Consider the following 14,513-nt stretch of genomic DNA (forward strand, 5'->3'; position numbering starts at 1 on the left):
GAGTTCCGCTTTTTTTGGAGCGGGTTCCGAATATGCGAAAAGAAGGCAGCATCGTCAATACTCTAGCAGCAAACGCTGATTTGCGCGAAGCTCTGCTCGTCCTGTGCCATGACATGACGCTTGTCCTGGCGGCCATCTGAACCCGAGAGGCCTCACTCCAATACCAGGTCCACGTGAATTGGCACCTTGGCCGCTTCTCCGGCGACCTCGCGCACAAGTCGGGGCACCAGGAACCCCGGGAGTCGAGTAAGCATCCTGCCAACAAGCTGTCGGGCGTCGGCGTCATCCACGTGAAAGTGGTGCGCACCTCTGACCCGATCAAGTACATGGAGATAATAGGGTATAACACCCTGATCGCCCAGTGCTTCGCTCAGATCGATCAATTGTTCGAGCTGGTGATTAACGCCACGCAGCAGCACTGTCTGATTCAGCAGGGTCATTCCGGACCTGCGCATCTGCTGAATCGCCCTGGCCAGATCCTGGTCGATTTCGTTTGCATGGTTGCAGTGCAGAACCATGGTGACAGGTAAGCGTGTACCGCACAGGGCTTCAATCAATGTGTCAGTTACCCTTTGGGGGATGACTACCGGGAGCCGGGAATGCACTCGCAAGCGTCGCACATGGGGTATGGCAGCAATTTCCCGCGTCAGCCAGGCTAGCCGGCGGTCATTGACTGCCAGCGGGTCCCCACCGCTGAAGATGACTTCGCTTATGCTGGCATCTTGACGAATGTAGTCGATGGCGTCCTGCCACTGGGTCGTGCCGGGATTGTTCTGCTCGTAGGGAAAATGTCGACGAAAGCAGTAGCGACAGTTGACTGCGCAGCCGCCGCTGACAATCAGCAGAAGCCGGCCATGATATTTGTGTATGACGCCGGGCAGGGCGTTGGCATGCTGTTCGCCCAGTGGGTCGAGTACATAGCCTGGGTGATCCTCAAGCTCTTCGCCCACCGGGAGTACCTGTCTGAGCAAGGGGTCGTTCGGGTCTCCAGGCTTCATCCGGTTCAGGTAGGGTTCTGGCACGCGCAGGGCAAACTCGCGGCTTGCCGCGTTGGCAAGTGGTGCCAGGGTTTGAGCCAGATTGAGTCTGCGCAGCAGCTCAGCGGGATCAGTGATGCTCGAAGCGAGCAGATTTTGCCAGCTTGCGGGCTCAACAGGCGTCGAAGATACATGTATCATTGCGGCTTTCCGCGCATGGGTGGCAGGGCATTCGTCTGACGATGGTTCGATACGTCGGTCGCAGTCCGGGTTTGCTGGCTGGAGCTTTGCTCTGCGCGTTACCGGATATTCCGTTCAAACTGTCAGTGGGAAATGTATGGCCAATTATTCTACCAACGAATTCAAGCCGGGTCTCAAGGTGATGCTCGATGGCGATCCCTGTGCGATTCTCGAGAACGAGTATGTCAAGCCGGGCAAGGGTCAGGCGTTCAATCGGGTCAAGGTGCGCAACCTGAAGACCGGTCGAGTGAACGAGCGTACCTTCAAGTCGGGCGACAGCCTGGAAGGTGCCGATGTCATGGACCGCGAGATGGAGTATCTCTATGCCGACGGTGAATTCTGGCATTTCATGGCTACCGACGGCTCCTTCGAGCAGGTTGCCGCGGATGAGAAGGCCATCAGTGAAGCCAGCAACTGGCTCAAGGAACAGGTTATCTACCAGGTAACCCTGTTCAATGGTGCGCCGATTGCCGTTACCCCTCCCAACTTCGTAGAGCTTGAAGTGGTCGAGACAGACCCTGGCGTGCGCGGTGATACCTCTGGCGGTGGTACCAAGCCTGCCAAGCTGATGACTGGCGCTGTGGTCAAGGTGCCGCTGTTCATCAACGTTGGCGACGTACTCAAGGTCGACACGCGCAGCGGCGATTACGTCGGACGCGCCTGATTTGCGGATGCCTGAGGCGCCTGTTGAGCGCCTCATATGTAATAGAAAAACCGGAGCATTGCTCCGGTTTTCTCATTCCAGTGCAGAGGAAAACATATGCAGCAGTGGCAACCCTCCGCTTCAATAGAGGCGCTGCGCGGCCGAGCGGCGGTGATTGATCGTATACGGCAGTTTTTCGCTGCCCGGGATGTGCTGGAGGTAGATACACCTGCCCTCTCGGTCGCTGCGGTGAGTGATCCCCAGCTATTCCCATTCGCAACTGCCTTTGTTCCCGACGGCGGGGGTGAGCCTGTCTGGCGTTATCTGCATACGTCTCCCGAATACCCCATGAAGCGCCTACTTGCTGCTGGCAGCGGGCCCATTTGGCAGCTATGCAAGGTGTTTCGCAATGGTGAAAGCGGAGGCCGCCATAATCCGGAATTCAGTATGCTGGAGTGGTATCGGCCAGGCTTTGATCATCATCGCCTGATGGATGAGGTTGACGAGTTGGTGGGTGGCATCCTGGCGTGCGTTCCGGCCAGACGCGTTGGCTATGCAGCGCTTTTTGCCGAGGTGCTTGAGCTGGACATCCACTGCTGCTCTGAAGAGGAGCTTGCCAGGCAAGGGCGTGAGCGGTGTGGGTTTGTTGGGGAGTTGAGCCGCGATGGTTGGCTTGAGCTGCTGTTTTCCCATTGTATCGAGCCCAGCCTGATAGAGCCGACCCTGGTGTATGCGTTTCCAGCTTCGCAGGCTGCGCTGGCCATGATTGTCGAGCATGATGATGCGGTGCCCAGTGCGGCACGCTTCGAATTGTTTGTGCAAGGAATGGAGCTGGCCAATGGATATCTGGAGCTGACCGATCCTGACGAGCAAAGTCGGCGTTTCAGCGCAGACATTCAGCAGCGTAAAGAGGCGGGCAAGGCAGTTCTACCGGTGGATGAGCTGCTAGTACAGGCGCTGCGTGCCGGTATGCCGTCCTGTGCCGGGGTCGCGTTGGGAGTGGATCGATTAGTGATGCTGGCGCTGGGGGCCGAGCGCATTGATCAGGTGATCGCGTTCGGCTTTGACCGCGCCTGACCAGATGCGGTCGATAATCAATTGGCGTTGAAGCGCCCCATGCTCTGGCCCATGCGTACCGCATCGCCGGCCTTGAGGGCGTCATTCCAGCCAGTGCGTCCCGGACCAAATAGCACAATGGCGGTCGAGCCGAGTTTGAATCGCCCCATTTCCTCTCCGCGACCCAGGCCTGGTGCAGCCTGACCATATGCCTGCGTCTTGAGTTGACGTCGTGGTGGTGCCACCAGTCCGGCCCAGGGGGTTTCGACGGAGGCGACGATCATTGCTCCGACCAGCACAACCGCCATTGGTCCGGCATCGGTATCGAACAGGCACACCACGCGCTCGTTGCGTGCAAACAGCTCGGGCACATTCTCGGCAGTATTGCGGTTGACCGAGAACAACTTGCCCGGCACGTAGATCATCTCGCGCAGCACGCCGCCCAGCGGCATGTGCACCCGGTGATAATCCCGTGGCGAAAGATACACAGTGGCAAACTGTCCGCCCTGAAATAACGCCGCGTGCTCGGGATTCCCGCCCAGTAGTTCCAGTGCGCTGAAGCTCTGGCCCTTGGCCTGAAAGATACGACCGTGCTCGATGGCTCCCAGTTGGCTGATCGCTCCATCGGCAGGGCACAGAATGCTGTCCGCTGCCGGATCGAGCGGCCGTGCGCCGTCTTTCAACTGACGGGTGAAAAAGTCGTTGAAGCAGGGGTAGGCGGTAGGATCCTCCTGGACTGCCTCGGACATGTCTACCTGGTACCGCTTGGCGAACCAGCCGATGAAGGCATTTTTCAGCCATGGCCAGCGGCAGTCCGCAACGCAGCCGGCCAGCCGTGAGAGCAGATGCTGGGGCAGCAAGTACTGCATGATGATAAACAAGCGATCGCGCATTGGGTGTCCTCAGGATTCGACGGGGGTGTCGGGGTGGTTGCCCCACTCGGACCAGGAACCTGGGTAGGCCCTGACGTGTGGATAACCAAGAATTTTTGCCGCCAGATAGGTAAAGCCGGAGCGGTGGTGGGTCTGGCAGTGGGTGACAATCTGCTTGTCAGGGGTAATGCCCCGTGCTTCGAGCTGTCGAGCGAGATCACTGCGCAGTCGCAGCCCTCGCTCTGGATCCATGCCTGCGGTCCATTCGAAGTTGATTGCGCCTGGGATATGGCCGCCCTTGTTGGCCAGGACCTTCTCGCCCCGATATTCGGCGGGGGAGCGGGCATCCCAGACGACCAGATTTTCGTTGCTCAGGCTCCCGTTGAGCTCATCCAGACTGATGCTGGGCGAGTTCACGATATGCAGCTGGGGAAAGGTGATTGGTGCGCTGTTTGACGTTTGCTCGGTCGGCAGTCCCGCTGCGATCCAGGCTCTTATTCCGCCATTGATATAGCTGTAACTCTTGTGGCCAATCGAGTCGAGTAACCAGATAAAGCGTCCGGCCCAGCCGCCGCCCTCGTCGTCATAAACCACATAATGAAGCCCGTCATGATGGCCGAGCTCGCCGAGCATCTGTTGCAACTGATCCTGTGGCGGCAGTAATCCCGGAACCGGAGCGCTGGAGGTGGTGCGCGCTGGGGGCAAATGCACAGCTCCGGGTATATGGGCACTGTTGTACTGGTCCAGAGAGGACATATCCACCAGGCGCAGGAGATTCTGGTCCAGGGGCTGCGGACACTCTTCAGGTTCAATCAGCAGTGGTAACAGGGGCTCAAGCATGCGTATCTCCAGGCGTCATAGGGGAACATGATAACGGTTCAGGGCTTCTGCATGAAGCCGACAAGGGCGCGGCTCAGGCATTCTGCGGTTTTTATCAGCGCCTTCCGGTGTTTCTCATCAAGAGGTGCCGGGGCCGTGCCGCTCTGACTGCCAAGCAGCCCAATAATCTGGCCCTTGTGCAGTAATGGGAACAGGCTCGAGGCGCCGTCGCCAGTCAGTCGAGCCAACTGCGGTGGCACAAGCTCCTTATTGGGGTGTCGCCCTGGAATGCTCAGGTCATGACTGGTACTGCTTTGCAGCCAGCGACCCCAGGCGTTACCTCGGCACTCGCCGAGCTGGACGCCCACCGGATCTCTGTCCGCGGCGAAGCCGGCAGCGGCATAAACAGTCAACTGGTGTTTGCGAGCGTTATAGAGTGCGATCCAGCACTTGTCGGATCCAAGGCCCTGAGTCACTGCCTGCAGGGCGGTGTCGACTATCGCAGCGAGGCTGGTGAAGTTTGGAGGTTGAGCGACCAGCGAGAGACAGTTTTTCCGCCAGAGAGCTGCGCCAACCAGAGGTTGAGCGTTGTTGATGCCGTCCGGGGATGCTGCCGATAGCCGTTCAGGACCTCGACCTTCGTTTTGCCGTGAGCCACAGGGCCATATCAAGGCTTCTGCCGGCAGCCAGACGGAGTTGCCGTAGTGCCTGTACAGGGATCTGGCGCTCTCGACTGCGTTGGCATGGCTGGCGGTTTGTACTTCGGCAACCTGTTGGCCCAGATAGAGGGCGGTCAGCTGCTGCCAACGACGTGTGTGCCTGGCATCCCAGTCGTGATGTGCCCCCAGGGCGAGGCCGTTGGCCATCAATAAGCTGTTGGCTGGCAGCGTCAACCATCGGTACAGGCTGCGGTCGGCGTCCAGGGCGGCCTGTTGATCCCGAGGATGCTGGCTGTCGCGGGCAATGTGCAAAGCGCGAACCATGGTTCTGCGGCTGCTGCCCAGGGACCGATAGCCCTGCAAAATCCATGGGGGCAGCCACCAATCCTCTGCTAGTTGCTGGGCCAGCCCAAGTACCCGATCGCTGTCCAGTAGCCAGTGACTGAAGCCGTTGCCATTGGTTTTCTGGTCAAGGTGACGTGCGTCCCACTCGGCAAAAACCTCAGGACGCTGATAGACCAGAACCCAGCAGGGCGCCAGGAACAGCAGGCTGGCAAGGGAGACTTCGTGCCAGAGGCGTGCCATGCGATGGGCAAACAGGCCCTGAGCCTGCGACAGTGCGTGCTCGCTGATGCTCAGCAGTTGGCGATAGGCGTATGGTGTGTGCTCGGCCTCCAGGACCGGGAGTTCCTTGATGATAGTGCCAAGGCGTTGTGTGCCCAGCATGTTGCATGCGTGTTCCAGAGTGAGAATGTCGATGTCCCGGCGTCGTGCTGCCTCACCCGCTATACGGCAGACCTGTAGTGCTGCAGCGGGCACCCGCAGGAGCATGGCGGTCAGCTCCGACAGGTTCAGCATTTCGCTCTCGAGGTGGTTGCACAGCATTACCTGCTGGCTTTTTTCAATTGGCAACACAAAGCTGTTCAGGCTTTGCCGCAGGCTGCCGATATCATGCTCGATTGCATTTTTACTTTCTTGTTCTGTGCTCATAGGCTTTGCGGCTTTACAATTAGGGCATTGGTTACTCACAAGACTATAACGTGAACACGGTTGTTTTGCTGCCGCGGTGCGGTGGTTTCGTTTCTTTCAAGGAATTTGACGGCTTTATGTTGAAAATCGGCGGTTATCTGGTAGTTCTCTGCAGCGTGCTGGGGGGCTTCATGCTCTCCGGAGGGCAGCTCGCAGCGCTCTGGCATCCCTTTGAAATCCTGATTATCGGCGGGGCTGCGTTCGGCGCATTCATGGTCGCCAACAACATGACTACGATCAAGAAGGTGTTTGCCAAGGCGCCGGTGATCCTTTTTTCCCACCGTTTTGGCAAGGCTTTCTATCTGGACGTACTTGGCGTTCTCTACGAGGTCCTGAACAAAAGCCGCCGAGAAGGCATGATGTCAATTGAAGCGGACATCGAAGAACCTGCGGAAAGCCCGATATTCAGCAAGTACCCGGCGATCCTCAAAGACAAGCACATGACCGAATTCATCTGCGATTACCTGCGCATCATGTCGACCGGCAATATGGCGCCCCACGAGCTTGAAGCACTCTTTGATGTCGAGATATCCAGCCTCACCGAAGAGCTTGAAGGCCCCAGTCACGCGGTCACTCGTATTGCCGACGGCTTGCCGGCCTTTGGTATTGTTGCGGCGGTGCTGGGTATCGTGATCACCATGAGTATTCTGGGTGATGCCGATAGCACAATGATCGGTCAAAAGGTTGCTACTGCGCTGGTGGGTACATTCCTGGGTATCTGGGCGGCCTACGGCTTTGTAGGCCCTTTTGCAGCAGCGATGGAGCACGAGGCGCATGAGGAAGCCAACACCTACGAAGCCATCAAGATGTGCCTGGTTGCCAGTGCCCAGGGCCTGCCGCCGGCACTGGCCGTCGAGTTTGGACGCAAGGCGCTTTTGCCTGAGCATCGTCCCAGCTTTCTGGAGCTTGAAGAGTCGGTGAAGGGACGCTGATCGGTGGATAATAATCAGCCGATCATCGTCAAGCGCATCTCCCGTAAGGGTGGTGGTCACCATGGCGGCGCCTGGAAAATCGCTTTTGCCGACTTCGCCGTGGCGATGATGGCGTTTTTCCTGGTGATGTGGCTGCTGGCCGTTGCGACGCCTGAACAGCTCAAGCAGATCTCCGGTTATTTTAATGACCCCATCGGGTTCGAGGAGGGTGGGAGTCCCTATGCCATCGATCTGGGCGGTACTCCGACAGTCGCGCCTGATCGCACGCTCAACGACGCGCAGGACGATCAGTCCCGTATTCCCGATGACAGCCAGTCCGAGTCGGCTGCGCAACAGGCTGAACGGGTTGTGAGTGAGCGGGTGGAGAAGCTCGAATTGGAGATGTTGCTGCAGGAGCTACAGAACAAGATTGATGAAGAGCCAGTGCTGCAGCGCTTCAAGGATCAGATTCTGCTGGAGATTACCCAGGACGGGCTGCGTATCCAGATCATGGATGCTGAAAACCGCCCCATGTTCGCCAGCGGCAGCCCGCAATTGCAGCCCTACTTCGAAGAGATCCTGTTGGCCCTCAGCGATACCATCGCCGTCGTGCCGAAGAAGATCAGTATCGGTGGTCATACTGACGCAGCACCCTTTGTTGGTCGTCGCGGTTACGGAAACTGGGAGTTGTCGACAGAAAGGGCCAACGCTGCTCGCCGCACCTTGCTGGCAGCGGGCTATCCCGAAAATCAGCTTGCAAGAGTAGTGGGGTTTGCTGACTCTGCCTTGTTTGATCGGGCCGATCCCTTGAATCCGATCAATCGACGTATCGATATTGTGGTGCTTAACAAGCGTGCGGAAGAGCTGATGCTTGATGGCCTGGGTGAAAGGGAAGAGGATACAGATTCCGTTCAGTTGCCTGCAGCAGGCCCTGATTCGGATCTGGATATACCTGTCTTTGATGTGCCTGCTGCTGAACCGGCCATGATCCAGCCCTCAAGCCAAGATGCTGCGCCACCACCTCCGCGGCCGACAAACTTCTTCGATGACGGCGGGACCCCGCAATCTCTTGACCCTTAGCGATCAGTAGCTTTGCGGACCAATGCTGGACAGGATTTGCCGGTAGCTGCTGATCCGGCTGGCTGATATATCGCCGCGCTCCACGGCATTGAGTAGCGCGCAACCCGGTTCATGCAAATGTGCGCAATCGCGAAATTTGCAGTGCCCGAGAAACGGCCGGAACTCAACGAAGCCCTCCAGCAGATCCTCATGGCTGATGTGGGTAAGCCCGAATTCCCGAATACCGGGTGAGTCGATCAGGTCGCCCCCCTCCGGAAAGTGGAAGAGCTTGGCCGTGGTGGTTGTATGCGTCCCTTGACCGCTGGATTCCGACAGGGCACCGACGCGCAGATCGATGCCGGGAAGCAGGGCATTGATCAGAGATGATTTGCCCACCCCAGACTGGCCGACAAATACGCTGATATGGTCCTTCAGCGCCGCCTGTAACTCCCCTAATCCTGCTCCCGAACTGGCTGAAAGCTCGAGTACCTGATAACCCAGCCTGGCATACACATCCAGCCAGGACCGAATATCTGCAAACTCACCGCCCAGTAACAGGTCAGCCTTGTTAAGCACCAGAAGCGGGTTCAATCCGGATTGCTCTGCGGCGACCAGGTAACGATCGATCAGCGTTGTGTAGGGGGTGGGCAAGGGTGCAAACACAATAACGAGTCGGTCAACGTTGGCGGCTACCGGCTTTAGCTGACCCCGGTGATCCGGACGATTGAGTTCGGACTCGCGTGGCAGTTGGGCGACGATCACCCCGCCGGACTGGTTGTCAGCTCGCCAGATGACCCGGTCACCGGTAACCATCGCGGGCAGATTGGCGCGCAGATGACAGCGGCGTATCTGGCCGGCGTCGGGTCCGGCGCTCGTTTCAACATCGACCTGTACGCCAAAGTGAGCGATCACAAGCCCTTGCTGCTCCGGACCGAGATCACCGCCAATCAGGCTCTCTTCGGCCTGGTCGGCCCTGCGACTGGCACGCACCGTGCGCTCGTCCTGAATTTTCTGAATCCGCCAGTTCTGGCGTCGGGTGAGGTGTCGCTTGGCCATGTGTCGCACTATTTCCGGAAGTTTCGCCAGTGTAGCACGCGCCGCGTATACTCGATTACATCCATCTGACAGCAGGAGAACATATGACCAACGACGAGAATCTCATCTGGATCGATCTGGAGATGACCGGTCTGGATACCGACAACGACGTTATCATCGAGATTGCCACAGTAGTGACCGATTCACAGCTCAACGTGCTGGCGGAGGGGCCCGTCATGGCGGTGAAGCAGCCCGATGCTCTGCTGGATGGTATGGATGAATGGAATACTCGTCAGCATGGTAGCTCGGGTCTGACCCAGCGGGTACGGGAGAGTCAGACCAGTGCTGCCGAGGCTCAGGCGCAGACGTTGGCATTTCTCCAGCAATGGGTGCCCGCAGGCAAGTCACCCATGTGCGGTAACAGCATTTGCCAGGACCGGCGTTTTCTGCACCGGGGTATGCCCGATCTGGAGCAATACTTTCATTACCGCAATCTCGACGTCTCGACCCTGAAGGAGCTTGTTTCCCGCTGGGCGCCGGATCTCAAGGCTGGTTTCAAGAAAGACAGCAGCCACCTGGCCCTCGATGACATATATGATTCGATTGCCGAGCTCAAATACTACCGCGAACACTTTCTGAAGTACTGAGGTATGCCTCAAGGTGCATGTCCGTGGCGCCGCAAAGCCCAGACGACATGTTCGCGAACCAGTTCCGAGGGGTAATCGATGCGTGCCTTTAATGCTTCGATTACCGGGATGCTGGTGGTCGCATTTCCCAGCCCTACAGCCAGATTGCGCAGCCAGCGCTCATGACCGATGCGGCGTATCGGAGAGCCTTCTGTTTTGCTCATGAAGGTGTTCTCATCCCACAGGAAAAGCTGCGCCAGTGTCGCCTGGTCGAGCTGATGACGGGGGTTGAAGTCGCTTTCGGCAGTCGGCCTGGCGAACTTGTTCCATGGGCAGACCATCTGACAGTCGTCACAGCCAAAGACGCGGTTGCCCATCAGTGGACGCAGTTCCAGGGGTATCGCTCCCTTGAGTTCGATGGTCAGATAGGAAATGCAGCGCCTGGCATCGAGTACGTGGGCGTCGACGAACGCGTCAGTCGGGCAGGTCGTCAGGCAGGCTGTGCAGCTGCCGCAGTGCTCCTTCTCCTGGGGCAGGTCCAGGGGCAGGGGCAGATCGGTAAACAGCTCGCCGAGAAAAAAATAACTGCCGGCTTTTGGATTGATCAGCATGGTGTTCTTGCCGATCCAGCCAAGGCCTGCCCGGGTGGCAAGTGCGCGTTCCATTACCGGCGCACTGTCGACAAAGGCCCGGTAACCGAATGGGCCTATCAGGGTCTGAATATGCTCGGCCAGCTGCTGTAACCTGCGGCGCATCAGTTTGTGATAGTCGCGCCCCAGGGCATAGCGGGAAATATAGGCGTGTTCGGGTTGCTTGAGTCGTTTGGCCATGGCGGTATCGGCTGGGAGGTAATCCATGCGCACGGATATGACCCGAGAGGTACCCGGAATCAGTTCGGCGGGGCGGGTGCGCTTGTTGCCGTGGCTCGCCATCCATGCCATCTCGCCCTGGTAACCTGCGTCCAGCCAGGCATTGAGGCGCGCTTCATGCTCGCCTATCTGGGCTGCACTGATGCCCACCTGTTGAAATCCCAGCTCCTGCCCGAGTTCCCTGATCTGCTCGCCGAGCGTATGAGGGTCCGCGGCAGGGTTGGCGTTAACGTCGGTCATACTGATTGGGCCTGAATAGTTGGGGCGGCGGCTGTTTAGAACCTACAATTGTGCCAGACATTGCCAGAAGGGACATGCCCATGACCATCACACTGCCGACCCATATCTACAACGCTGCCCAGACCCGCGCCATCGACGCGGCGATTATTGCTGGCGGTGTTGAAGGTGGCGAGTTGATGCAGCGGGCTGCCGGGGCACTGTGGGAGCAGCTCCTGCGGCGCTGGCCTGATGAGGACGTGCTGACGGTGCTCTGCGGGGGTGGTAATAATGGGGGTGACGGCTACCTGGTCGCCTGCCTGGCTCGTATGGCGGGCTGGGATGTGCGTGTGCTTGCCCTCTGTGCACCCGAAAAGCTGCATGGGGACGCGCAGCGGGCGTACCGGTTGGCGATGGCTGAGGGTATCGAAATAACGGCGTGGCAGGAGGGTGAGTCTCTGCGCGGAGTGGTATTGGATGCCATGCTTGGTACTGGCCTTGATGCCGAAGTCCGCGAGCCTTATGCCGGTGCGATCAGAGCGATCAATGCCAGCGGTTTGCCCACAGTGTCCGTCGACTTGCCTAGCGGTCTGCACGCCGATAGCGGTGTAGTGTTGGGTGAAGCCGTCACGGCCGACATGACGGTCACCTTTATCACCCTGAAAATAGGTCTGTTCACCGGGCAGGGCCCGGATCACGTTGGAGAGCTGCATTTTGCTCGGCTGGCGGATATGCCAGCCGAGATGACCTTGCCCGTTGCCCATCGGCTGGGCCTGGAAGGGTGGTCTGAAACGCTTGCCCCGCGACCGCGCAGTTCCCACAAGGGCATGTTCGGACATGCGCTGGTCATTGGGGGTGGGCCGGGAATGGGCGGCGCGGTGCTGCTTGCTGCTGAAACCGCGCTGCGCAGTGGTGCTGGCAAAGTAAGTGCCGCGACACGTAGTGTGCATATCGCCCCCTTGCTCACCCGCTGCCCCGAGGTGATGGTCCATTCCGTGGATGATCCGCAGGGGCTTGAAGAACTCATGGCCGGTGCCAGCGTGCTGGTTGTGGGTCCGGGTTTGGGCAGGAGTTCATGGGCGCAGGAAATAATGGACCTTGTATTGCGCAGCGATCTTCCCAAGGTGCTGGACGCTGACGCATTGAATATTATCGCTGAACGTTTTGTGGATGGCAGGGACCTTGGGGAGAACTGTATCATTACACCCCACCCGGCCGAAGCCGCACGCCTGCTAGGCTGTTCTACATCGGATATTCAGCAAGATCGCCTGCAGGCGTTGGAGAAACTGACCCGGCGTTATGGTTGCGCGGTGGTGCTCAAGGGAGTGGGTAGTCTGGTTGGCGGCGGAGAGCCTGGGGGAGAGCCTGTCGGTTTGTGCACCGCGGGCAACCCCGGCATGGCCACGGCTGGCATGGGTGATGTGCTGTCGGGTCTGTGTGGCGCTTTACTGGCGCAGAAGTTGCCTTCTGGTACTGCCGCCCGTTATGCAACCCTGCTGCATGCGTTGGCCGGGGACCAGGCTGCCGAGCAGGGTCAGCGCGGCCTGCTGGCTACCGATCTGATGATGGCTATTCGTCGCTTGCTCAATATACGGGAAATAACATGATTCACGTCATCCTTGCCCAGGGAGATCAAGCCATGGAGGCTGCCGGCGCGGCCATCGGTCGCGCTATGCAGGCGCGTGGCGTAATCTATTTGCAGGGCGATCTTGGTGCGGGCAAGACTACCCTGAGCCGAGGTCTTATTCGCGCGCAGGGACATTCGGGCGCTGTCAAAAGCCCGACCTTTACCCTGGTTGAGCCCTATGAGCTGAATGGTAGCGCTATTTATCACTTTGACCTGTATCGTCTGCTGGACCCTGAAGAGCTCGAGTTTCTGGGCGTTCGTGACTATTTTTCAGCCGACAGCCTGTGTCTGGTCGAGTGGCCCGACAAGGGGCGGGGGGTTTTGCCAAGCCCGGACATGACCATTACCATAAGTACTACGCAAACCGGTCGCAGGCTTGAGATTGAAGGGCATAGTGAGCATGGCCAGAGCGCCTGCCAACAATTACAAATACAGGATGATGCACAGACGTGATCTTGAAAGGCAGAAGTACAGGTCGGGTAACAATTTGCTGGCTAGTGGCGGGCCTGTGCATGCTGTTTGCCGGGCTGGCGCAGGCGGTAGACATAGAGAATGTCAGGTTATGGCGGGCTCCAGACAATACCCGCCTGGTATTCGATCTTTCCGGTCCCGCCGACCATAGCCTGTTCAGTCTGTCCAATCCCGAGCGGTTGGTCATTGATGTCAGCGGGGCCCGTTTTACTGCCGACGTGTCGGGTCTGCCTTTGAGCGATACGCCATTGACCGGCGTGCGCTCTGCCCCCAGGGAGGAGAAAGACCTGCGAGTGGTGTTGGACCTCTCCAGGGCAGTCAACCCGAAGAGTTTTGCCTTGCCGCCGAATCAGCAGTACGGGCATCGGCTGGTTATCGACCTGTATGACCATGCCGAGCCGCGTGAAACCCTGACCGCTCCCGCGCCACCAACAGCGTCGCCGTTGCCCCAGGCGCCCAGTCGCCCCTCTAGCCCGGGGGGTGAACGCAATATCAAGATCGCCATCGACGCCGGACACGGCGGTGAAGACCCTGGTGCGATCGGTCCTGGTGGCGTCCGTGAGAAGGAGGTCGTGCTGGCAATCTCCCGCGAACTGAAAAAAATGATCGATGCCGAGCCGGGCTTCGAGGCAGTTCTGGTCCGCACGGGTGATTATTTCATTCCGCTGCGCAAACGGACCGACATTGCCCGCAAGCACAGCGCCGATCTGTTTGTGTCAGTCCATGCCGATGCCTTTACTCGCGCCAGCGCTTTCGGCGCTTCGGTGTTTGCTCTCTCGGACAGCGGCGCTACTTCGGAAACGGCCCGTTTCCTGGCGGACCGGGAGAACCGTTCTGACCTGATCGGCGGTGTCGGCGGCGTGAGTCTCGACAACAAGGATCAGGTGTTGGCCAGCGTGCTGCTGGATTTGTCGATGACCGCGACGCTGTCAGCCAGCCTTGATGTCGGCCAGCAGGTGTTGTCGGCCGTCGGCGGTATCACGCCACTGCATAAGCGCAGGGTCGAGCAGGCAGGATTCATGGTGCTCAAATCGCCGGATATTCCATCGATTCTGGTCGAAACCGGCTTTATTTCCAATCCGGGCGAAGCGCGCAAGCTCGTGACCCGAACGCATCAGCAGGCTTTGGCCCGGGCCATGCACTCGGGTATCAGGGATTATTTTCACCGCAATCCGCCACCCGGTACGCGGGTAGCGGCCTTGAAATCCAGTGGCAAGCTGCAGGCCCAGCGGCCCCGTCAATATGAGGTGGTCAGAGGTGATACGCTTTCCCTTATTGCGACGCGATTTGATGTGAGTCTGGCCAGCTTGCGACAGTCCAATAACCTGGGCAGTGACGAGATACGGGTTGGACAGATCCTGAAAGTACCGGCCGGCAATATGCTGGTCAGGAATGAGCCCTGAT

General features: G+C 58.7%; 14 protein-coding genes. 8 read left to right on the forward strand and 6 right to left on the reverse strand.

Annotated elements, in window-relative coordinates:
* Positions 1-152 precede the first annotated feature (152 nt).
* Entirely contained in the window at positions 153-1,178 is a 1,026-nt protein-coding gene (gene epmB, locus FZF01_RS11275; protein WP_150278285.1) for an EF-P beta-lysylation protein EpmB, read from the reverse strand.
* A gap of 136 nt (positions 1,179-1,314) precedes the next feature.
* Here epmB and efp point away from each other — a divergent pair, with 136 nt between their 5' ends.
* Entirely contained in the window at positions 1,315-1,881 is a 567-nt protein-coding gene (efp, locus tag FZF01_RS11280) for an elongation factor P (protein ID WP_150278286.1), read from the forward strand.
* A 96-nt stretch (positions 1,882-1,977) separates the two neighbouring features.
* Positions 1,978-2,937: an elongation factor P--(R)-beta-lysine ligase gene (gene epmA / locus FZF01_RS11285; protein WP_150278287.1), complete on the forward strand. Its 960-nt coding sequence runs from the start codon at positions 1,978-1,980 to the stop codon at positions 2,935-2,937.
* A gap of 17 nt (positions 2,938-2,954) precedes the next feature.
* Here the strand turns inward: epmA and asd are convergent, their stop codons facing one another.
* Genes asd through FZF01_RS11300 form a run of 3 tightly spaced genes read right to left on the reverse strand, consistent with a single transcriptional unit; the run spans position 2,955 to position 6,256 of the window.
* Positions 2,955-3,809: an archaetidylserine decarboxylase gene (asd, locus tag FZF01_RS11290; RefSeq protein WP_150278288.1), complete on the reverse strand. Its 855-nt coding sequence runs from the start codon at positions 3,807-3,809 to the stop codon at positions 2,955-2,957.
* Between the two features lie 9 nt (positions 3,810-3,818).
* On the reverse strand, positions 3,819-4,628 hold the full coding sequence (locus FZF01_RS11295) for a rhodanese-like domain-containing protein (RefSeq protein WP_150278289.1): 810 nt from the start codon (positions 4,626-4,628) through the stop codon (positions 3,819-3,821).
* A gap of 38 nt (positions 4,629-4,666) precedes the next feature.
* Positions 4,667-6,256, reverse strand: a complete 1,590-nt coding sequence (locus tag FZF01_RS11300) for a GAF domain-containing protein (protein WP_150278290.1) — start codon at positions 6,254-6,256, stop codon at positions 4,667-4,669.
* Positions 6,257-6,372: 116 nt separating this feature from the next.
* Between FZF01_RS11300 and motA the strand changes: the two genes are divergently transcribed.
* Positions 6,373-7,227, forward strand: a complete 855-nt coding sequence (gene motA, locus FZF01_RS11305) for a flagellar motor stator protein MotA (RefSeq protein WP_150278291.1) — start codon at positions 6,373-6,375, stop codon at positions 7,225-7,227.
* A gap of 3 nt (positions 7,228-7,230) precedes the next feature.
* Entirely contained in the window at positions 7,231-8,286 is a 1,056-nt protein-coding gene (motB, locus tag FZF01_RS11310) for a flagellar motor protein MotB (RefSeq protein WP_150278292.1), read from the forward strand.
* Positions 8,287-8,289: 3 nt separating this feature from the next.
* Here motB and rsgA read toward each other — a convergent pair whose 3' ends face one another.
* Entirely contained in the window at positions 8,290-9,321 is a 1,032-nt protein-coding gene (rsgA, locus tag FZF01_RS11315; protein WP_150278293.1) for a small ribosomal subunit biogenesis GTPase RsgA, read from the reverse strand.
* A gap of 83 nt (positions 9,322-9,404) precedes the next feature.
* Between rsgA and orn the strand changes: the two genes are divergently transcribed.
* Positions 9,405-9,947 carry an oligoribonuclease gene (orn, locus tag FZF01_RS11320; RefSeq protein WP_150278294.1) on the forward strand — a complete coding sequence of 181 codons (543 nt, stop codon included), beginning with the start codon at positions 9,405-9,407 and terminating at the stop codon, positions 9,945-9,947.
* Positions 9,948-9,955: 8 nt separating this feature from the next.
* Here the strand turns inward: orn and queG are convergent, their stop codons facing one another.
* A complete protein-coding gene (queG, locus tag FZF01_RS11325) occupies positions 9,956-11,035 on the reverse strand; it encodes a tRNA epoxyqueuosine(34) reductase QueG (protein WP_150278295.1) in 1,080 nt (359 codons plus the stop codon).
* Between the two features lie 80 nt (positions 11,036-11,115).
* Between queG and FZF01_RS11330 the strand changes: the two genes are divergently transcribed.
* From FZF01_RS11330 to FZF01_RS11340, 3 genes are read left to right on the forward strand one after another with little or no spacing between them, the layout of a single operon-like run.
* Entirely contained in the window at positions 11,116-12,618 is a 1,503-nt protein-coding gene (locus tag FZF01_RS11330) for an NAD(P)H-hydrate dehydratase (protein WP_150278296.1), read from the forward strand.
* A complete protein-coding gene (gene tsaE, locus FZF01_RS11335) occupies positions 12,615-13,091 on the forward strand; it encodes a tRNA (adenosine(37)-N6)-threonylcarbamoyltransferase complex ATPase subunit type 1 TsaE (protein ID WP_150278297.1) in 477 nt (158 codons plus the stop codon). The genes FZF01_RS11330 and tsaE overlap by 4 nt, the downstream gene beginning before the upstream one ends.
* A 59-nt stretch (positions 13,092-13,150) precedes the next feature.
* Entirely contained in the window at positions 13,151-14,512 is a 1,362-nt protein-coding gene (locus FZF01_RS11340) for an N-acetylmuramoyl-L-alanine amidase (RefSeq protein ID WP_150278298.1), read from the forward strand.
* Position 14,513: the final 1 nt, after the last annotated feature.

It is taken from the genome of Halopseudomonas salina, from assembly GCF_008641105.1.